The sequence below is a fragment of the Labrys miyagiensis genome (assembly GCF_030160835.1).
Classification (GTDB): Bacteria; Pseudomonadota; Alphaproteobacteria; order Rhizobiales; family Labraceae; genus Labrys; species Labrys miyagiensis.
In genome coordinates this window covers 1-19,043 of the sequence record NZ_BSPC01000089.1, presented here as the reverse complement: position 1 = coordinate 19,043, position 19,043 = coordinate 1, and the positions used below count along the sequence as shown (strand labels likewise).

The 19,043-nt window shown below is 63.8% G+C and carries 21 protein-coding genes; 6 read left to right on the top strand and 15 right to left on the bottom strand.

All coding sequences use genetic code 11. From position 1 onward, the window contains the following. Positions 1-108: 108 nt before the first annotated feature. Both QQL24_RS34400 and ftrA read right to left on the bottom strand, forming a co-directional pair. Positions 109-468 carry a VOC family protein gene (locus QQL24_RS34400; RefSeq protein ID WP_284316833.1) on the bottom strand — a complete coding sequence of 120 codons (360 nt, stop codon included), beginning with the start codon at positions 466-468 and terminating at the stop codon, positions 109-111. Continuing rightward, positions 456-1,466 (bottom strand): transcriptional regulator FtrA, encoded by a 1,011-nt coding sequence (ftrA, locus tag QQL24_RS34395; protein ID WP_284316841.1) that lies wholly within the window; start codon positions 1,464-1,466, stop codon positions 456-458. The genes QQL24_RS34400 and ftrA overlap by 13 nt, the downstream gene beginning before the upstream one ends. Before the next feature lie 73 nt (positions 1,467-1,539). Between ftrA and QQL24_RS34390 the strand changes: the two genes are divergently transcribed. Both QQL24_RS34390 and QQL24_RS34385 read left to right on the top strand, forming a co-directional pair. Next, entirely contained in the window at positions 1,540-1,842 is a 303-nt protein-coding gene (locus QQL24_RS34390) for an NIPSNAP family protein (protein WP_284316832.1), read from the top strand. 149 nt (positions 1,843-1,991) lie between these two features. Further along, positions 1,992-2,423, top strand: a complete 432-nt coding sequence (locus tag QQL24_RS34385; protein WP_284316831.1) for a DUF6717 family protein — start codon at positions 1,992-1,994, stop codon at positions 2,421-2,423. Here QQL24_RS34385 and QQL24_RS34380 read toward each other — a convergent pair. The 3 genes from QQL24_RS34380 to QQL24_RS34370 all read right to left on the bottom strand — a co-directional run bounded on the left by QQL24_RS34380 (position 2,339) and on the right by QQL24_RS34370 (position 5,135). After that, positions 2,339-3,208: an amino acid ABC transporter permease gene (locus tag QQL24_RS34380; RefSeq protein ID WP_284316830.1), complete on the bottom strand. Its 870-nt coding sequence runs from the start codon at positions 3,206-3,208 to the stop codon at positions 2,339-2,341. The two genes, QQL24_RS34385 and QQL24_RS34380, sit on opposite strands and share 85 nt — an antisense overlap. Before the next feature lie 108 nt (positions 3,209-3,316). After that, entirely contained in the window at positions 3,317-4,123 is an 807-nt protein-coding gene (locus tag QQL24_RS34375) for a transporter substrate-binding domain-containing protein (RefSeq protein ID WP_284316840.1), read from the bottom strand. Positions 4,124-4,322: 199 nt separating this feature from the next. Beyond that, positions 4,323-5,135: a lytic murein transglycosylase gene (locus QQL24_RS34370; protein WP_284316829.1), complete on the bottom strand. Its 813-nt coding sequence runs from the start codon at positions 5,133-5,135 to the stop codon at positions 4,323-4,325. A gap of 192 nt (positions 5,136-5,327) precedes the next feature. Between QQL24_RS34370 and QQL24_RS34365 the strand changes: the two genes are divergently transcribed. The 3 genes from QQL24_RS34365 (at position 5,328) to QQL24_RS34355 (ending at position 8,628) form a co-directional block, all read left to right on the top strand. Then, a complete protein-coding gene (locus QQL24_RS34365) occupies positions 5,328-6,266 on the top strand; it encodes a carbohydrate kinase family protein (protein WP_284316828.1) in 939 nt (312 codons plus the stop codon). Next, positions 6,263-7,162, top strand: a complete 900-nt coding sequence (locus tag QQL24_RS34360; protein WP_284316827.1) for a pseudouridine-5'-phosphate glycosidase — start codon at positions 6,263-6,265, stop codon at positions 7,160-7,162. Before QQL24_RS34365 ends, QQL24_RS34360 begins: the two co-directional genes overlap by 4 nt. 566 nt (positions 7,163-7,728) lie before the next feature. After that, entirely contained in the window at positions 7,729-8,628 is a 900-nt protein-coding gene (locus QQL24_RS34355) for an FAD binding domain-containing protein (RefSeq protein ID WP_284316826.1), read from the top strand. 278 nt (positions 8,629-8,906) lie between these two features. Here QQL24_RS34355 and QQL24_RS34350 read toward each other — a convergent pair whose 3' ends face one another. The 8 genes from QQL24_RS34350 to QQL24_RS34315 all read right to left on the bottom strand — a co-directional run bounded on the left by QQL24_RS34350 (position 8,907) and on the right by QQL24_RS34315 (position 16,134). After that, positions 8,907-9,368, bottom strand: coding sequence for a DoxX family protein (locus QQL24_RS34350; RefSeq protein ID WP_284316825.1), 462 nt, complete (start codon positions 9,366-9,368; stop codon positions 8,907-8,909). Positions 9,369-9,426: 58 nt separating this feature from the next. Further along, positions 9,427-9,891, bottom strand: a complete 465-nt coding sequence (locus QQL24_RS34345; RefSeq protein ID WP_284316824.1) for a tetratricopeptide repeat protein — start codon at positions 9,889-9,891, stop codon at positions 9,427-9,429. A 207-nt stretch (positions 9,892-10,098) separates the two neighbouring features. Beyond that, positions 10,099-11,073, bottom strand: a complete 975-nt coding sequence (locus QQL24_RS34340) for an MBL fold metallo-hydrolase (protein ID WP_284316823.1) — start codon at positions 11,071-11,073, stop codon at positions 10,099-10,101. A gap of 1,024 nt (positions 11,074-12,097) precedes the next feature. Further along, positions 12,098-13,945, bottom strand: a complete 1,848-nt coding sequence (locus tag QQL24_RS34335) for a glycosyltransferase (RefSeq protein WP_284316822.1) — start codon at positions 13,943-13,945, stop codon at positions 12,098-12,100. A 258-nt stretch (positions 13,946-14,203) separates the two neighbouring features. Further along, positions 14,204-14,626: an arsenate reductase (glutaredoxin) gene (gene arsC / locus QQL24_RS34330; protein ID WP_284316821.1), complete on the bottom strand. Its 423-nt coding sequence runs from the start codon at positions 14,624-14,626 to the stop codon at positions 14,204-14,206. Further along, positions 14,623-15,318: an aquaporin gene (locus tag QQL24_RS34325; protein ID WP_284316820.1), complete on the bottom strand. Its 696-nt coding sequence runs from the start codon at positions 15,316-15,318 to the stop codon at positions 14,623-14,625. Before QQL24_RS34325 ends, arsC begins: the two co-directional genes overlap by 4 nt. Then, positions 15,315-15,779 (bottom strand): arsenic resistance N-acetyltransferase ArsN2, encoded by a 465-nt coding sequence (gene arsN2, locus QQL24_RS34320; RefSeq protein ID WP_284316819.1) that lies wholly within the window; start codon positions 15,777-15,779, stop codon positions 15,315-15,317. Before arsN2 ends, QQL24_RS34325 begins: the two co-directional genes overlap by 4 nt. Next, positions 15,772-16,134 carry an ArsR/SmtB family transcription factor gene (locus QQL24_RS34315; RefSeq protein WP_284316818.1) on the bottom strand — a complete coding sequence of 121 codons (363 nt, stop codon included), beginning with the start codon at positions 16,132-16,134 and terminating at the stop codon, positions 15,772-15,774. The genes arsN2 and QQL24_RS34315 overlap by 8 nt, the downstream gene beginning before the upstream one ends. 47 nt (positions 16,135-16,181) lie before the next feature. Here QQL24_RS34315 and QQL24_RS34310 point away from each other — a divergent pair, with 47 nt between their 5' ends. Beyond that, the gene (locus QQL24_RS34310; RefSeq protein WP_284316817.1) at positions 16,182-16,712 is read left to right on the top strand and encodes a DUF6428 family protein; all 531 of its coding nucleotides are present in this window, start codon (positions 16,182-16,184) and stop codon (positions 16,710-16,712) included. A gap of 45 nt (positions 16,713-16,757) precedes the next feature. On the opposite strand, the gene QQL24_RS34305 is transcribed toward QQL24_RS34310, so the two are convergent. Continuing rightward, positions 16,758-17,921: a coiled-coil domain-containing protein gene (locus tag QQL24_RS34305; protein ID WP_284316816.1), complete on the bottom strand. Its 1,164-nt coding sequence runs from the start codon at positions 17,919-17,921 to the stop codon at positions 16,758-16,760. Between the two features lie 132 nt (positions 17,922-18,053). Beyond that, on the bottom strand, positions 18,054-18,647 hold the full coding sequence (locus QQL24_RS34300) for a DUF1134 domain-containing protein (protein WP_284316815.1): 594 nt from the start codon (positions 18,645-18,647) through the stop codon (positions 18,054-18,056). Positions 18,648-19,043 lie beyond the last annotated feature (396 nt).

Here is a 19,043-nt window from a genome sequence, read left to right as displayed (position 1 = left end):
TTCCTGGGACCGCAGGCGTCTCGCCTGCTCTTGGAAACGATTCGCTTGCAGGAGACGAAGAGGCAGGCGAGACGCCTGCGGTCCCAGGAGTGCCTCCCATGTCGCGCTCTATTCTCTCACCGGCCTTCCCGACACCGAAATCGAATTCCCGTTCGGATCCTTCGCATTGGCAAAGACATAGCCGTCACCCTTGTGCAGCGGCCCGAATACCAGCCCCTTAGCGGCACGCTCCGCGCAGAACGCCTCGACATCCTCGACCTGGAAGGAGAGCTTCACCGCCACCTGCCCGAACTTCTGGCCCTTGGCACCCGCATGCACGAGGATACCCGCCCCGCCTTCGGGACAGACGAGCTCGACGATGCGATCCCAGGACAGCCGCACGGCCTTGAAGCCGAAATGCCGTTCGTAGAAAGCGACGGTTTCCTCGACATCGCGCACATAGAGGATGACTCTGTTCAGCTTCGGCATGAGCTCCCAGCGAACCGCGCCCGATAGGCGGCCGGGCTCACGCCGACCCGCTTGCGGAAATGGTGGCGCATGGTTTCCAGCGAGCCGAAGCCGCAATGGACCGCGATATCGTCCAGCGTGGCGCTGCGGCTGCGCTCGAGTTGCTCCCGGGCCAACCGCACCCGCTCGGCCACCAGCCATTCGCCGGGCGGCAGGCCGGTGGTTTCCTCGAAGCGGCGCTGGAAGGTGCGCGCGCTCATGCCCGAGCGTGCGGCGATGGTCTCGATACGGTGGGTCTGGCCGAGATTCCGCCGGAGCCAGTCGATCAGCGGGCCGAGCCTTGCCGCTTCGCGCTCGCGTGGCATCGGGCGCTCGATGAACTGAGCCTGGCCGCCGTCGCGATGGGGCGGCACTACCAGCCGGCGCGCCACGGCGTTGGCAATGTCGGGGCCGAAATCGCGGCGCACGACATGGAGGCAGAGGTCGATGCCGGCCGCACTGCCCGCCGCCGTCAACACATCGCCGAGATCGACATAGAGCCTGTCGGGATCGAGCCGGATATCGGGATGGCGTGCGCCGATCGCCCCGGCATAGCGCCAATGTGTGGTCGCCGCCCGTTGGTCGAGGAAGCCGCAGGCGGCCAGCACGGCAATGCCCGAGCACAGCGACATCACGCGGGCGCCGCGCGCATGGGCGGCCTGCAGATGAGCGATCAGATCTGACGGCACCGCCGTAGCGATGCCGCGCCAGCCCGGCACGACGATGAGATCGGCCTGCGCCAGCACTTCGAGGCCCGCGCCGGCGCCGACCATCAGGCCGCCGGCGGCACGTAGCGGCCCGGGCTCGATGGCGGCCGTGGCGTAGCGATACCAGCCCACGCCCATCTCCGGACGCGGCAGGCCGAACACCTCATAGGCCACCCCGAACTCGAAAGTGCAGAGGCCGTCATAGACGAGAACGGCCACAAGCGGGCCGGAGGGGGGTGCAATGTCTGGCATGATCTTGACACAGCATGCCATTCCCGCCATTGGCAGGCAAGGCCCCAATGTGCGATGAGCCGGCATCCTGACACTCAGCAAAGAGGATTCGGCCTTGATCACCTGCTACCTCAACTATGTCATCGATCCCTACAAGCTCGCCGAGTTCGAGGAATACGCCCGCATCTGGATCCCGATCGTGAACCGCATGGGCGGCACGCATCACGGTTATTTCCTGCCGCATGAGGGCGCCAACAACATCGCCTATGCCCTGTTCAGCTTTCCGAGCCTCGCCGCCTATGAGGCCTATCGCCAGCGCATCCCCGGCGATGCCGAGTGTCAGGCCGTGCTGGAGATGGAGAAGCGCAATCGCAGCATCGTGAGCTATGAGCGCAGCTTCATGCGCCCGGTGCTGTAGGCTCTTTCCTGGTGCACGGGCATCCTGCCCGTTCTTGAACCGCCGCGCTTGTCGGAAAGGAAGAACGGGCAGGATGCCCGTACACCCGGAACGACTTGACTTTGCCGTGACGGCAGGCGATAGGCCGCGCCCCATCGTGAGATCCGGTCATGAACGCCATCAATGTCATCTCGCCCTATCGCTATCTCGGCATGTGGGTCTTCGACGATCCGAAGGTCGGATTGGTGCAGGAGCCCTTCGTCGGCGGCGCCGACACGCTGACCGACCGGGCCACCGCACACATCCCCGATGCCGCGAAGGGCTTCGTCATGGTGTTTTCAGCCGCGCCTTTCCCGGGCAGCAGCTTCCATCTGCAATGGCGGCGGGCCGATGGCAGCGGCAACGTCTATCATTCGCCCGACTTCGACGCCGAAGGCTGGCTCTGCCCGGCCCTGCTGCGCTACTTCGACCACCCGCCGGCCGATCTCTATGTGCAGATCAAGGCGCGCGCTCCCAGTCAATCCACCCGCTGCTCGTTGCGCTTCATCCTCTTTTCGAGCCGGCGCACCAGCAGCGTCAGGCCGATGGTCATGACGAGGTAGAAGAAGGCCACCACCGTATAGGTCTGGAAGAACAGGAAGGTGGAGGCGGTGTAGGTCTTGCCGTTCTGGGTGATGTCGGCGATGCCGAGCACGGAGACCAGCGAGGAGTCCTTCAGCATCGAGACGAGGTCGTTGCCGAGCGGCGGCGTCATGGTCTTGAAGGCTTGGGGCAGGATGACGAAGCGCATGGTCTTGAAGCGGCTGAGCCCCAGAGCCTGGGCCGCCTCCCACTGGCCGATATGGATCGACTGGATGCCGCCGCGCATGATCTCGGCGATGAAGGCGGAATAGGCCAGCGTCAGTGCGAAGATGGCGCGCCATTCGAAGCTGAAGTCGCGAATGGTGAGCTGCGGCATCAGGCCGGCCGCGATGGCGGCGTGGAAGAGCGAGCTATAGCCATCGATCAGCGCTGGACCGGTGGCGAAGGCGATGTAATAGAGCAGCACGATCATCGGCACGCCGCGCATGATCTCGACATAGGCCTTGAGGCCTTCGGCGAGCCAGCGCGACACCGACACCAGCCCAAGCGCCAGCATTGTGCCGAGCACCAGCGAAGCGGCGAAGGCGATGATGGTCACGCGGATGGTGACCGACAGCCCCGAGCCGACGGCGTTGAAGATGGCGCGGTACTGCTCGCTGGCAAGTCCTGTCGCAACGAGAAGCAGCCCGAGCGAGCACAGGATCACCAGCCACCAGGGGATGCGGGAGAGACGGGATGGCGGCGGCGGAGGTGCGTGCCGGGTGGGGGTGGGTGAATGCAATCCGGTGTCGGGCGATGTGCTCATGATGTGACGCGATGGTCCCGGGTGCGCGGACGTCCCGTCCGCATCTTGGAACCGCTGCGGTTGGGGGAAAGGAAAATGCGGACGGGACGTCCGCGCACCCGGGAACTCTTACTTCGCGGCGGCCTGGTAGTCGTAGAACCATTTCTTGCTGAGCGCATCGAGCGTGCCGTCGGCCTTCATCGCCGCCAGCGCGGCATTGACCGGGGCCACCAGGTCCGAGCCCTGCTTGAGGATGAAGCCGAATTCGTCATGGCCCAGACCATTGCCGGTGATCTTGAAGCTGTCGGGCGAGGCCGCGATATTGCCCTGCGCGCCCGCCTTGTCCATCAGCACGGTGTCGACATCACCCGCCTTGAGCGCCTGCACCGAGGCGCCGAAAGTCTCGAACAGCTTCATGCGTGGGCTCTTGTCGTTGCCGCCGAGCAGGTCGGACACCGAGACGAAATAATTGGTGGTGCCCGATTGCGCGCCCACCAGCAGCTTGTCGTCGGCGGCGAAGCTCTTGGCGTCGGCGAAGCGGTTCTCGTCCTTGCGCACCAGCATGAATTGCTCGGACACCATATAGGGATCGGAGAAGGCCACCTGCTTCTTGCGCTCGTCGGTGATGGAGATGCCGTCCATGCCGATGTCGAACTGGCCGCCCTGCACGGCCTGGATCATGGCGTCCCAGGACGAGGTCTTCCAGTCGATCTTGGCATTGAGGCGCTTGCCGATCTCGTTCATCGCATCATATTCCCAGCCGATGCCGTTGCCGGTCTTCGGATCGGTGAAGTTCAGCGGGAAATAGGCGTTCTCGGTCACGGCGACGATGGTGCGGCCCTTGAGATCGGGCAGCGGATCGGCCGAGGCGGATCCAAGCGTGAACGCCAGCGCGGCGGTGGCAGCAAGGCCGAGGAATGTACGGCGAAGCATCAGGAAACTCCGGTGAAGCAAGATCGTGGCACAACCTTGCCACGGGGCTTCCACGCGGAACAGGGGGAATCTGGGGCTTCGCACATGGAAAAGGCGGCGCCTTTCTCCGGGTGCACGGGCATCTTGCCCGTTCTTGAACCGCCTGCGCCTGCGAAAAGGGAAGAACGGGCAAGATGCCCGTGCACCCGGGGCGCTCCCAGGATTACTGCCCGGCGATGCGGTCGGCGAGCAGCGCGATGGTCTTGCGGTAGACCTCGCTGGCGTTCCAGGACTTGAGCGCCTCGAAATTGGGCTGGCCTTCGTCCCACCCGGCGCCGCGCTGCCAGCCGGCATCGGCGAGATATTTGGCGACCGAGCCGATCACGTCGGCCTGGTCCTTCACCAGATCCTTGCGACCGTCACCGTCGAAGTCGACGGCATGCTGGAGGTAGCTGGAGGGGAGGAACTGCACCTGCCCGATCTCGCCGGCCCAGGCGCCCTTCATCTCGGCAGCCGGGACATCGCCCTCGTCGATGATCTTGAGCGCATCGAAGAGCTCCGGCCGGAACTGTGTGGGGCGGCGGCAATCATAGGCAAGCGTGGCGAGGGAGCGCACGGTATCGAACTTGCCGATATTGGCGCCGAAATCGGTCTCCAGGGCCCAGAGCGCCACGATGACGGGAGCCTGCACGCCATAATCGGCCTCGGCCTTGTCGAACACCGCCTGGTATTTCTTGATCACCTGCTTGCCGCGCTTGATGCGGAAGTCATTGACCATGCGCCCCGAGAACTCCTCGAAGCTCTGCTTGAACGTGCCCTTCTGGCCACGGTCATGCGAGATGACGTTCTGGTCATAGCTGACGCCGTCGAGCGCCGCGAGCCCGCGTGCGCCGATACCCTGGGCTGCCGCATCCTTCTTCACGCCTTCGAGCCACTGGGGAAATCCGGCGGCGTTGTTGCTGCAGTCCTGGCTCTGGGCCAAAGCCGGCGTGGCGGCAAACATCATCAGGGCGGCGTAAAGCGTGGCGGTGCGCATGAAGTCATCTCGGAGGGAAGGACGGCCACACAACGCAGACAAGCATGCGCAAAATGTGGCGGCGGCAGGTGAAAGTCAGGTTAGCCCCGGAAGCCGCGCCTCTATTGGCGGTAAACGACCAGCAAAACAAGAAGAATCGATGCACCGTCTTGCCTGCGTTGTTGGAAACGCGAATCTGTGGCACGGGGAGGCATGAAGAGCCGTTCTGTTCTGTGCCTCGGAGGCTGCGTGATCGACCGCGTCGGCGAGACCGTCGATGCGAAGGAGCGCCTGCATACCTCCAATATCGGGCGCATGCGTTCCAGCCTCGGCGGCGTCGCCCGCAATGTCGCCGAGAACCTGGCGCTGCTCGGCATTCCCGTGCGCCTGCTCTCGCGGGTGGGCGATGATCCGGAGGGCGAGCGCATCATCGCCGTCAGCAGCCGCGCCGGCATCGACATGACGCGCGTGACGCGCGACAGCCAGACGGCGACCGCCTCCTACACGGCCATCTTCAATGGCGAGGGCGAGCTCGTCATCGGGCTTGCCGACATGAGCATCTTCGAGGCGATCACGCCTGAGAACGCCGTCGAGGCCATTGCCGCGGCTGCCGCCGACACCGTCCTGTTCGCCGACGCCAATCTCCAGCCGGCGACCCTGCAGGCCATCGCCGGGGCCAAAAGCGGGCGCATGCTGGCCTCGGTCCCCGTCTCGATCCAGAAGCTTGCCCGCCTGGCGCCGATCCTCGCCGATCTCGACATCCTCTTCCTCAATCTCCATGAGGCGCGCGCCTTGCTCGGCGGCGAGGGCAGCGCGGAGAGCCTGGCGGCACGTCTTGCCAACGGCCCCGTGCCGCGCGGCCTGCTCACGCTCGGCCCGCGCGGCGCGCTCGGCTGGGCGGATGGAAAGGTGACGGCAATCCCCGCGCTTGCCTCCAGCCCCGTCAACGTCAATGGTGCGGGCGATGCCCTCGCCGGTGCCACCCTTGCCCGCCTCGCGACGGGTGACGATTTCATCCTGGCGGCACGGCGCGCCATGGCCGCCGCCGCACTGACAGTGGAATCGCCCCATACCGTGCGGGCCGACCTGACCATGTCGGCGCTGCTCGCCCGCTACGAACTCTCCCAACCAACCGAAACGATCATCCCATGACCTCCCTCATCCACTCCCCCGCCGTCGCCGCCGCCCTCAAGGCTGGAAAGCCGGTGGTTGCTCTCGAATCGACCATCATCACCCATGGCATGCCCTTCCCGCAGAATGTTGAGACAGCGCGGCAGGTCGAGGCGGCCGTGCGGGCGGAGGGCGCCGAGCCCGCCACCATCGCAGTGCTCGACGGCGTCATCCATGCCGGGCTCGACGATGCCCAGCTCGAGGCGATGGGCCAGGCCAAGGGCTTTCTCAAGCTCAGCCGGGCCGATCTCGGCTACGCCATCGCCACCAGGAAGAACGGTTCGACCACCGTCGCCGCCACCATGATCGCGGCCGACCGCGCCGGCATCCGCGTCTTCGCCACCGGCGGCATCGGCGGCGTGCATCGCGGCGCCGAGAAGACCTATGACGTCTCGGCCGACCTGCAGGAACTGGCGCGCACGCCGGTCTGCGTGGTCTGCGCCGGCGCCAAGGCGATCCTCGATCTGCCCAAGACGCTGGAAACGCTGGAGACGCTGGGCGTGCCGGTGGTGGTCAACGGCTCCGACGAGTTCCCCGCCTTCTGGAGCCGCAAGAGCGGCCTGCCGGCCCCGCTCCGCCTCGACAGGCCCGAGGAGATCGCCGCCCTCATCCGCGCCCGCGCCGAACTCAGGCTCGACGGCGGCGTGCTGGTGGGAAACCCCATTCCGCTCGAAGACGAGATCGCCGCCAGCGAGATCAACCCGGCCATCGAAACCGCCATCGACGAAGCCGACGCCACCGGCGTCTCCGGCAAGGCGCTGACGCCCTTCCTGCTCTCGCGCATGCTGACGCTCACCGAGGGCCGCAGCCTGATCGCCAATATCGCTTTGGTGGAAAACAATGCGCGCCTGGCCGCGAGGATCGCGGCGGCGCTGTAGGGGACCGGGATGTCCATCTGGGGACGGCCCCTACCATAGGCGCTAACTTTGGTCGACAAAGGCAGCAGAAACACCGTCATTGCGAGCACAGCGAAGCAATCCAGGAGCCAAAGGGTGGTGTCTGCTGCCCCTGGATTGCTTCGCTGCGCTCGCAATGACGGCTAGGATTCCGCCCCTCGACTGCAAAGTCAGCGCTCATGGACGGCCCCTACCCAAAGAACGCTGGTAGGGCCGATCTCGCCTGCGGCTTTCATGATTGATGCTGCCGGTTCGGCAACGTGTCGTTCTCCAATTGGAAATATCTTACTGGATCATTTGCGGTATGATGGCGAGGTTGGAAGAACGGCCTTCGTCCCCTGCGCTCAACCAACCGTCTCCGAAATTGCTTCTTTTTGAAAAAAACCGGCTCCCAACGGCGGGCGGAGCTTTGTCTGTGGTCCGGGAGGAGAATTCATGTCGTTCATAATCGAAATGGCGGCAGCACGAACAAGTGAAGGTAAGGCCACCGCTGCCGGTGAAACGCGCGCCCGGGCCGTGTCGCCGACATGTGCGAACGAGGCACGGTCATGAACCTCAAGACCATCATGAAGGCGCCGCAACCGACAGGCCGCCCGGCCGTCGCGGCTCTAGCCATGAACATGCGAAAATCCGACGCTTGGCTGGCTGGCGGCACTTGGCTATTTTCCGAGCCACAGCCGCGATTGGGCCGCATCATCGACCTTTTCGGACTGCATTGGGAGCCGCTGGTCGCAAACGCACGAGGCCTCTCGATCGCGGCAACCTGCAGCCTCGATACGCTCGCGGCCTTCAAGGTACCCATGGCCTGGCATGCCGCGTCCTTGATCGGCGCGTGCTGCGCGGCCTTTCCAGCCTCCTTCACAGGTTCGGACATGGCGACCGTGGGCGGCAATTTGTGCCTGTCGCTGCCATCGGGCCCGATGATTGCGCTGTGTGCCGCGCTGGATGGCGTGTGCACGATCTGGATGCCGGCCGGTGGTGAGCGCCAGCTACCGGTGTCGGACTTCGTGCTCGGACCGCGGCGGCCGGCCCTGCGGCTGGGCGAGATCCTGCGCTCGATCGAGCTTCCGGCTAAGGCCTTGAGGCGGCATACGGCTTTCCGGCGCATCTGCCTCACACCGTTCGGCCGCTCCGATGCCCTCCTGATCGGAACTCTGTCGGAAGAGGACCATCTGGCGCTGACCGTCACGGCATCGACCCGCCGACCCCTTCGCTTCGGTTTCGAGGGAATACCGAGCGACACTGCCTTGAAGGAGCGTCTCGCTGCGGGCATCCCTCGAGAGCTCTATTACGACGACGTCCACGGCCACCCGGACTGGTGCCGGGATGCGACTCTCGCCCTCGCCGTCGAGATCTGCGAGGAACTTCGAGCAACGCTGCCCCTGCGCGCGTTTTTGTCCGGGGCAGTCGCGCGCCCGCGATCGTTCGGAGAGACAGGCAATTCCTAGAGCAAAGCGGCGTTTACGCTTAAACGCGCTTTGCTCTGGGGCAGGAATATCGCGACGCCCGCCGCCGGGCTTTGCAGCGACCGGTCATCCCGGCACAGTGGTCCCGGTCCCGCCTGGGCTTTGATGATGAGGCCACAACTTCACGACACCGCCTTTTCGGCAGGTGCCGGGCGAGACGGGACGGTTCGAGGATGTAGGGATCGGCCGCCCCGTCTCACGGCGTTTGGCAGAAGTAGAAATGTCCATGGGCGGTATTTTTGGGAATCCTCTTTCGCGGCTCAGTTCGTCTCGGAAGCGGCCTGCGCGCTCGCCGGCCCACGCTTGTGCAGGAAAGGAAGCGCGATAAACCGATCCAGCGAAAGCCGCCCCGAGCCCATGACGGCCAGCACAAACATGCCGCCCGCAATAGCCAGATCCTTCTCGAAATGCAGCAATTCGTTCTGGTTCGAGAAATCCATATGGAACATCGTCGCGGTCATCAGGCAGAACAGCCCGAGCAGGACGGCGCCGATGCGCGCGAGGACGCCGAGGGCGATGGCGAGGCCTGCGCCCAGTTGCAACGCAATGACGCCGACGACGAGGGGAGCGCCGACGCCGACCACCGCCATGGCCTTGACGGTGCCACTGAAATGCGTCGCCAGGGTCGTCCCCTCATGCACGAAGATCAGGGCGAGCAGCAGCCGGCTTACGAGCAGGACCGAATCGGGAAAGCACTCTGTCAGTTTGCTGATTTGAGTCATCACGCCAACTCCGATGGAAAGTGGGTGGCAGGCGCCGGAGCGCCCGCCGGGTTTGTCGTCACTTCGTCACCTTGGTGGCGATGGCCTTCTCCAGGTCCTCGCGCTCCTCGCAGCCCTGCGGACACAGCTTGACGAGCGTCGCGAGCTGCTCATTGGCCTTGGCCATGTCGCCGGTCTCGACATAGAGCTCACCGAGATATTCACGCGCCGCCTTGTGATCGGGCTGCATTTCGAGCGCCTTGTTGTAGTAGGTGAGCGCCGTCTTGTAGTCGCCGGTCTTGCGCAGCGTGAAGCCGAGGAGGTTGTAGACATCGGCCTGCTGGGTGTCCTCGGCAATGCCGCGAAGTTCCTCGAGCGCGCCGGTGTAGTTCTTGGCCTCGATCTTCGCCTTGACGGAGGTCAGGTCCGGAGCGTCGGTCGACTCGATATTGTCGACCGCATAGGCCGGGATCGAGAGCACCGTGGTGGCGACGGTGAAGATTGCAAGCGAACCGAAAGCGGTCGCGACAGCATATTTCAACATGGATTTTCTCTCAGGGATTTGGAGGAATCGTTGGTTCTTGGAACCCGCCCCGCCGGCCGGTTTTGTCATGCCGGGCTTGTCCTGGGCATCCGGCCGCCCATTTCTGAGGCGCTTCCGTTACCCTAGATCTGCACCGGACAAGTCCGGTGGGGGACAAGCCCAGTGATGACAAAGGGCCGAGGTTCCTGCGATCTTTTGCTCGGTCTCTTAAATCTGCGTGGTGGGCGTGAACCCGTAGGCGTTGCCGTCCTTCACGAAGGTGCCGGTGCCGGGGAACGGGAAATGCGACCCGCAGATCCTGATGTTGTCGGCGATCACCCGATCGATGAGCTGGCGCCTCGTGGTGATGGCCATCGCGCCATCCTGGTCGTAGACGCCCTGCCATTCGGGATGGGGAGCGAGCAGAGCGGGCACATACATGATGTCAGCCGAGACCATGAACTGCTCGTTGCCGGAGCCCATCAGGTAGACGGAGTGCCCGGGCGTGTGGCCGGGAGCGTCCAGGATATGAATGCCCGGCGCAACCTCGTCCCCACCCTTGACGAGCTTCCAGTTCTTCCATTTCGGGAAGTTGTCGACGATACGCTTGCCGGCGGGCTTGCGGCCTTCCGCCAGCTTGTCGACGCGCGAGGGGTCGGTCCACCAATTGTATTCGGTCGCATTGACGATCAGCTCGGCATTGGGGAACACCGGCGCATTGGTGCCCTTCTCCATCAGGCCCCAGACATGGTCCGGATGGAAATGCGAGATCATGATGGTGTCGATGGCCTTGTAGTCGATGCCGGCGGCCGCCATGTTCGCCGGCAGATGGGTGGCGTTGGTCTGCCACTGGCCGACGCCGGAGCCGGCATCCATCATGATCAGCTTGCCGTTGACCTTGAGCACCACGACGGTGAGCGGGATCGGCATGAAGTCCGTGGTCAGGCCTGCCTTGGCGAGGGCGGCCTTGGTATCGTCCACCGAGGCGTTCTTGATGAAGGTCGGGTCGTGGGGCTTGCGCCAGATGCCGTCATAGATGGCAGTCACCTCGATATCGCCGACCTTGTATTTGTAGAAGCCGACGCTCGGCTCGAGCGGCGTGTCGGCCAGGGCAGGAGCGACGAACTCCAGCTTTCCCGCGAGGCCGAAGGCTGCAGCAGCCAGTGCAGAACCCAGCACAGTGCGGCGCGTTACGTTCAACATTCCAGTCACTCCTCATTCGATGCGGCGTTGGCCATGCGGCTGCACTTCCTTGCGTGCCTCCGATGAGGGTCCAGACTGGGCGGCGTGCGGATTTATTCCCGGGAGGGCAAAAAAATTTTCAACTGGGGGATTTTCGATGCGGTGGACCGGCGGGATGGGCTCTGATGTTGGCGGCAGAGAGCCATCAGGCTTCCAAAGGATCGGCGGCATCATGGAGTTAAATGCACCGCCACCGCAATTCACATTGCGGGTAGCGTTAATATTGCCATTGGCGAGCCCGGATGCCCCGGATGATGGACGGCGTCGTCGGGTTCGATGCAACCACGCTTCAGCCGGTTGGCATATGAAGCCGTCCCTTGTTCCGCACCGAGGTCGGCACAGGCCTTACGAGCTTGGAGCCAACCGACGCCTCATTGTCTGCCAGAGGTCCTTGCAAGTTTCGTCGCCATTTCAATCACTATCCCTGGCCGGTAGCGTGATCGTTGCCGTCGGCGGTGTCGTTTGCACGCCGGGATGCCCCAGACGAGCGTTGTCAGGCTCGATGAAACCACGCCTCACGGCGGTTGGCATATGAAGCCGTCCCTTGCTCCGCAGAGATGCCGGTACAGGCCTTACGAGCTTCGAGCCAGCCGGCCCTTCACTGTCCGCCAGAGGTCCAGTTGCAGGTTTTGTCGCCATTTCGATTACCTTCCCGAGAAATCGCTGTAGTGGACTTCCGCCCGGCCAAGTCAATGGTCGGTAAAGGCATACTCCATGCCGGCGCCGACCGCTACAGTCGAAGGGCACGGCGACAGGGGCACCCACAGCAAAATACATTCAGGCCGGAACGGATTTCCAGATTAACTCCATGGCACCAAGCGCATTTTTTTGATTCTTGGTGATTTGATTTGAAGGCAAGACAAGGCGGCGCTTGGCGTGGAGGAGTTGACAAGGGAGTTCGACGCTTTCGAAACCTGCGCTCACCTGCTGGTCGAGCGCACGCGCCGGGAAGCGGCCTGAATGCGGGATGATCCTGCAGCGGGCGTTATAGCGTTTGCTGCTTCAGGGCCAGCAAGGCCCTCTGCGCCTCGGCGATCAGCGTCTCGGCATCCGGCCCCAGAAACTGGCGGAAGTGGTCGAATACCGGCTCGACCGGCAAGCCGAGCTCATCCATGCCGAACAGGTAATTGCGAACCCTGTCCTCCCAGCTGATCTTGTAGGGCACCCCGAATGGCCGGTGGAATCTGTGAAGCCAGCGCAGGAAAGGCAGGCAGAGCGTACGCCCGCCGGCCTGCCGGAACTTCTCGTGAATATAGCCTTCCTCTCCGCCGAAGCCACGGAAGTTCGCGTTATAGCCCGGCCAAACCGAGCGCCGGCAGGCATAGAGCCCCAGCCCCTGCATGGGGATCTCGAAGGGCGGCGCGTCAGGGGCCTTCCCTCGTTCGTCAAGCCCCCAGACACCGAGCATGCCCTGGTTCCACTTCGGCTCCATATGCGTGGAGAGCGCGGTGAGATTGTCATAGACGAGCGGCCCCTGCAGCAGATCGGCTGTCTGGGGATGGGCTTCGAAATAGTGGATCAAACGCGAGACGGCGCCTGGAACGACCAGGACATGGCAATCCACATTGAGCACGAATTCGCTTGAAGCCTCCGACATCACATAGTCGCGCACCGCGGTTCCGCTGCGCTCCCGCAGGGGAATGTAACGGCAATTGGGAATAGACTGCTCCAGCGCCTTCAGAGATGGACCGCAGACGCCATCCGGGTTGTTGTCGACGAGGATGAACTCGACCTCCCCGGCGACTTCCGGATGGTAGAGGCGCAACGCCTGCAGGGTGAAATAGGCGCCGTCGAAGTCGTCGAAAGTTGCCATGCCGATCGTCAGCCGCTTTCGGGCGCCGGCCGGCTTCACTGTTGGCGAGGCGGGTTGAGGAATGGAGATCGGTTCCGGCTGCGCCTGCGCTTGCGTGCCGCTGACTGTTGGAGCCCTCGTCGCGGCCGGCTGCCAGGTCCATCCCCCCAGGTAGATAGGCAGGCCCGTGACCTCGACCTTATCGGCCAGGACCGCATGCACCAGTCTGTCGAGGGTGCCGTCCAATTGCTCCTGATCACCATAGCGAACCACGATCGCGGGTACGGCCTGGGCAAACCGGGCTATTCTCTCGACAGCGTACGGCGTCAATCTCTGCGCCGGATGCAGCGCCTGCCCCAGCAGAAACTGCAACTCGACCGGCTTCACCACCTCGACTTCGAGCCTCGAGGCTTCGTAGAACCTGGGAACGATCACGAGACCGCAATGTTCGATGGTGCGAGGACCATTCAAACGCTCGGGCATCACGAACGTGACGTCGCCGACATCAAGGGTCGCCATGCCTTCGAAAGGCGCCAAGCCCGATGGCTCCAGATCGGCGGAAAAATGCGGCGCAAGGGGCAGAGGGAGAGGCGAAATGGCATTGCGCTCGTCGCGCAGGTTGGAATGCTGTGTAGCAAGGCTGACGAAGTTGTCCGCCAGATAGGTAAATCCTTGCCGGATGAACCACAGGGCAAGTTCCGTCTTGCCGCAGCCCGCAGGCCCGAGGATGAGCACGGAACGGTTGCTGCCGCGAACGGCTGCGGCCCTTACGGCGGCATCCCGCATCCGCACGGCCACCAGATGTTCGAGCTCGCCGCAGAGCACCGTGAGCAACCCCGGCCAGGTCAGGCCTTCCCAAAGGAGATGGCCACAATATTCGATCTTGAAAGTGTCCGATCCTGCTGCGCGGAGATGGAGGATCTCCTCCGTCTCCGCCGTTTGACATGAATCGAATTGCGAAAAGAAGGGCCGAAGACGATCCTCGAGATCATTTGGATAGGAGAGGGCAATCCGTTGCCCCTGTATTTCGAGCTTGATCATCACTTTCACAAACTCGCCAGGACGCACATCAGGAATGCCCCACTCATCATGATCTGCCCCAAAACACCAAAGACGAAAGGCCATGAGCTGTTGCTGGATATACCAAGAAGCCTTTCGGTCATGCCCCTCAGATTGACGATCTCATAGCCTTTCGCGGGTTCGAATAAGCTAGGACTAGGAGACGTGGTCATCTGCGTCAACCCAAGACTGGCGCCCGACATGTGACGCCCTCACCGTGGCGATACGATATCGGACAGGTCACACAAGGCGCCGGCGCTCGCTGTCGATGACAACCTCGCCGTCCTCCTTGGTGAAGGGACCGATATCGGGATTGGGCAGGATATCGAGCACCGCCTCCGAAGGGCGGCATAGCTTCGTGCCCTTTGGTGTCTCGACGATCGGCCGATTGATCAGGATCGGGTGTGCCTGCATGACGTCGATCAGTTGCTCGTCCGTCCATTTCGGGTCGGCAAGGCCCAGTTCGGCATAGGGCGTGCCCTTCTCGCGCAGCAGGTCCCGCACCTTCATGCTCATGGCCGTGATCAATGCCTGCAGGCGCTCACGGCTCGGCGGTGTCTTCAGATATTCGATGATATCAGGCTCCTCGCCGCTCTGGCGGATCATCGCCAGGGTGTTGCGGGAGGTGCCGCAGTCGGGGTTGTGATAGATCGTGATGGTCATGGGTTGGTCTCGACTTCGTGGTTTCGGGTTAGGGCCGGCTCGCGAAGCAGCCATCCCATCAGCGCCAGACCGGCCAAGGCCCCGATCAGCTCGGCCATAATGAAGCCGGGCAGATCGAACGGCCGGATGCCGGAAAAGCTGTTGGTGAGCGAGCGTGCAATCGCAACCGCCGGATTGGCGAAGGAGGTCGAGGCCGTGAACCAGTATGCGGCCGTGATGTAGAGGCCGACCAGCCAGGGCACGGCTCTGCGGTGATGGCGCAGCCCCGCGAGGATCGTGGCGACCAGGCCGAAGCTCGCGATTGCCTCGGAAAACCATTGGGCGAGGCCTGACCGTTCCTTGAGGGCAAATTCCAGGAGGGGATGGGCGAACATGAGATGCGCCACCCAGGTGCCTGCGATGCCGCCAATGATCTGCACGAGAACGTAGAGGCCGGCGTCGCGTGCGTCGAGATCGCCGCGCAGGGCAAAGATCAACGATACGGCCGGATTGAAGTGCGCGCCCGAGATCGGCCCGAGGATGGTGATCAACACGACGAGCATGGCGCCCGTCGCAAGCGTGTTGGCGAGAAGCGCCACCGCCGGATCATGGGCGAGGGTTTCAGCCATGATGCCGGAGCCAACGACCGTGGCCACGAGAAACGCCGTGCCGAGGCCTTCGGCAACCAGCCGGCGGGGTAGGTCAATCGTCATGGCGAGAGCTTCTTGACCATGATGACTGCGCTGGTAGGGCAAAGACCCGCCGCCTGCCTGGTTTCCAGGATTGACGTGGGAATGGCGTCGCGCGTGATCACTTCGAAGCCCTGGCCGGCGAAGAAGCCCTGAGCCGAGGTGGTCAGGAGATAGGCCTTCGATGCCCCGGCTGCATGGGCCTCGCCGAGCACCTTTTCGACGATGCGGCCCCCTAGTCCTTGCCCGCGAAGGTCGGACGCCACGGTGATGGAACGCAAGAGAATGTCGGCGCCATGACTCTCCCACCCTCCAAAGCCAACGGTGTGCCCCGCCGCATCCTTGAAGCGCAGGAAAGTGCGGCCGGGCTCGTCGATGTCGTCGGCGGGCAGGCCTGCGGCTGTCAGGGTGGCGGCGAGATCCGAAAGGTCACTGCTCCAAACGGACGTGATTATGACATCAGCCAATACGGCGGACTCAGGCATCGGTGCGCTCCCTCTCGGGATCACAGCAGCGGGAAAGAGCGGCGACTGCCGGATTGCATACGTCCGGATGCCCCTGGCAGCAGTCGCGCATCAGGAATTCGACCAAAGCCGAGAGGGACGGATAGGCGGCGCTGTAGACGATCGAGCGCCCCTCACGCCGGGACTCGACAAGGCCGGCCTGCTCGAGATGGCTGAGATGGAAGGACATGCGCGAGGATGAGGCGCCATCCATGGCCTCGCCGATCGTGCCGGCGGCCACGCCTTCCGGCCCGGCCATCACCAACAGCTTGACGATCCGGAGCCGGGTTTCCTGGGAAAGGGCGGCAAAGGCATTGAGCGCTTGCTTTTCGTCCATGCTTGCCTCAACATCTCAATACATATTGAGATTATGGATACACCAGAATGAACGCTCCCGCCAGTCCTCTTCTCATCGACTTTCACGGCGATGCTTCGCTTGGCGCGGTGTTGAGCGCCCTTGGCCAGCATGCCGGCAAGGCCCTGATCATCCATTATGGCGACCGGACCATCCGGCCGGGCTATCATGTCACAGAGGTCAAGGCGGGCTCGTTCGTCACGCTCGATTGCGGCGGCAATCCCGACGCGTGGCAGGAGACGATTTTGCAGATTGAGGATCTCGGGCCGGAAGGGGAGCGCTCCTTCATGCCGGTCGGCAAGTTCACCGGCATTCTCAATCAGGTGGGACAACGGGTCCGGCTCAACCCGGATGCTCGTCTCACCTTCGAAATAGGGCCACCGGGAGCGCCCATGCAGGTGTTTGACGTCGATACGCTGCAGGTCGGAGCCGATCAGATCGATTTACGGCTTGGCGCCCGGGCGGCCATCTGCAAACCACGGCATAGAGCCGAGCAGCAGAAAGAAACCAGCCAATGCTGTGCATCGCCGGCTTCGAAGGGTTCTTCTTGCTGCACGTGATGCCGCACCAAACCGGCGATCGCTCGCCCAGCCGCAAAGGCAGCCTCAGTGCTTGTCGGAAACAGCCGCGGCGCCCGTAGCGGCATTGTCCTGGTCGTTGGCCGCGAAGCGCTCGGCTGGGGCCACGCCGATGGCCTGGCGGCTCGCGACCTCGCGGGCGATTTCGGCGGCGACCTGCGCCATCTCGCGGCGGAGCATGCGGTTGTCGGCCTCGATGCGCAGCCAGGATTCGTGCGCGTCCTCGCGTAGCGCCGCGAGCTCGGCCTGCAGGCGGGCGCGTTCCAGGCGTAGCGTGGCGATCTCGTCATCGGCGACGCCCGGCTCGTTGCTGCGGCGCAGGCGCGCCACTTCGGTCACCAGCTCGGCCTCGCGGCCGGCGGCAATGGCGAGGCGGGCATCGCGCTCGGCGAGAGCCGCATCCCGGCGGCGCATATCGGCGGTGAGATTGGCGAGGCGGGTATCGAGATCGGCCCGCTCGGTCTCCGCGGCGTGGCGACGGTCGGTCATCGCCTGGAACTCATGCTGGAGCGAGGCCGAACGAGCTTCCAGCGCGGCGATCGCGGTCTCGGCGCGCATGAGATCGATGGCCTGGACGGCGAGGCGGCCGTCCTTCTCGGCGATGGCCTCCAGCGCCTGCTGCAGCCCGCGCTGGTTCAGGGTGGCACCATCCTCGGCGGCGCTCAGCTTGGTGCGCAGGGCGACCAGTTCGACGCGCAGGCTGTCATTGCTGATGCGGGCGGTGTTGATGTCGCGCTCATGCTCGGCCGCCTTGTCGTCGCGCAGCGCGATGGTGACGCGGGCCGCGGCCAGTTCCGCCTTGAGGGCGGCGGCATCGTGCTGGGCGTTGAGCACGTCGCGCTGGGCCGAGGCAGCCCCCTCCTCCACCGTGCCCAGGCGATTCGCATCGATCCCGACCAGGGCCTCGACGCGGCGCAGGCGCTCGCTCTGTCGGCCATGTTCGGCCATCAGGTCATGGCGCAGGCCGCGCTCGCGTTCCAATTTCTGTTCGAGGCGCCGATGCGTCATCGCGGCCTCGGCGCGGACATGGTCCTGCGCGGCGCGAACCTGCGTCATCGACAAGGGAAGCGCCGTCTCCATCTCGCGGCGGATCAGCCGGCGCGCGCGAGCCCAGATCGCCGGCACCAGGGCCAGGGCGACCAAGCCCGCCAGGGATCCCCCCAGGAAGAAGGCTATTGCGTAATCGAGCACCGTAAAGCCTCAGTGCGGCGAGTTGATATCGCCACACTATACGTCAAAGCCGGGATCATGAAGGAACAAAACGCACAATGTGCTTAAGGCGTAGCTTCATCTTCGCGTGATCCCGAAGGATGAGCCAAGGGATCAGAAGGGGTTCCAGGTGGCCGAGGGCGTGAACTTCAGATAGCCGAGATTGATGCCAAGGCGCGCGCCCACGCCGGACTTGATCGGCACCACCATCATGCTGCCGTCGCCCAGCGCCGTCATGCCGAAGCCGCCGACGATATAGGCGGAGCCAGCAATGCCGGGGAAGCGGCTGAAGATCTCATCGACCCGTGCCATGTTGTAGACCAGCATCATGGTGCGGGCTCCATCGCCGCCGAAGTCCCAGCCGACCGAGGGGCCCTGCCAGTAGACCTTGCGATCGCCGACATTGCGGGTGAACAGCGTGCCCTCGCCATAGCGCAGGCCTCCGATGAAGGCGCCCGAACCTTCCTGGCCGAGGATATAACCGTTGGGCTCGCCCCAGCGCGACACCGCGTTCTGGATGGCGAGAGCCAGATCGCGCGAGACCGTGCCGAAGAAGCGGTGGCCGGAATTGATGAGCTCGTTGGAAGAGATCTGCTGCGGGCGGGCGGGCTCGCCCACGGCCAGGGAAGATGTCACCAGACCGGTGGCAGAGAGGGTCATGCCAGCCATGACCGTCAGAGCCTTGCGGCGAGGAAGAAGGTCGTTCATGTCAAACCTCGTTTGCTTAGGCCTTACTCGGTCTCAATCTGTGCCTGATCAGGGTTAACAAATTGCTTCCATCAGCCGCGGATATTGTGATTTGGCCAAGCAAACGGCTCGGAACTGTGGCCTGACCCGCGCTGGAATGCGGCGAAAAGAGCAAGAATTTGGAGTGACGAGGGCGGATCGATCGGTGCCTCTACTGTCCTGAACGGGGAAGGTATAGGGGGATACCTTTGGCGCCACGCCGGGAAGTCGAAGGAACTCGACATCTTATCGTCGAGGGCATGGGAGGACGAACCAAACAAGGAAGATGTCGATCCCGCCACTTCGGCATGGCCGAAGTGGCTAGATGTGAGCTTTCAGGAGGTTGTCCATTCGGAAGCGACCGGGAAGATTGAGGTT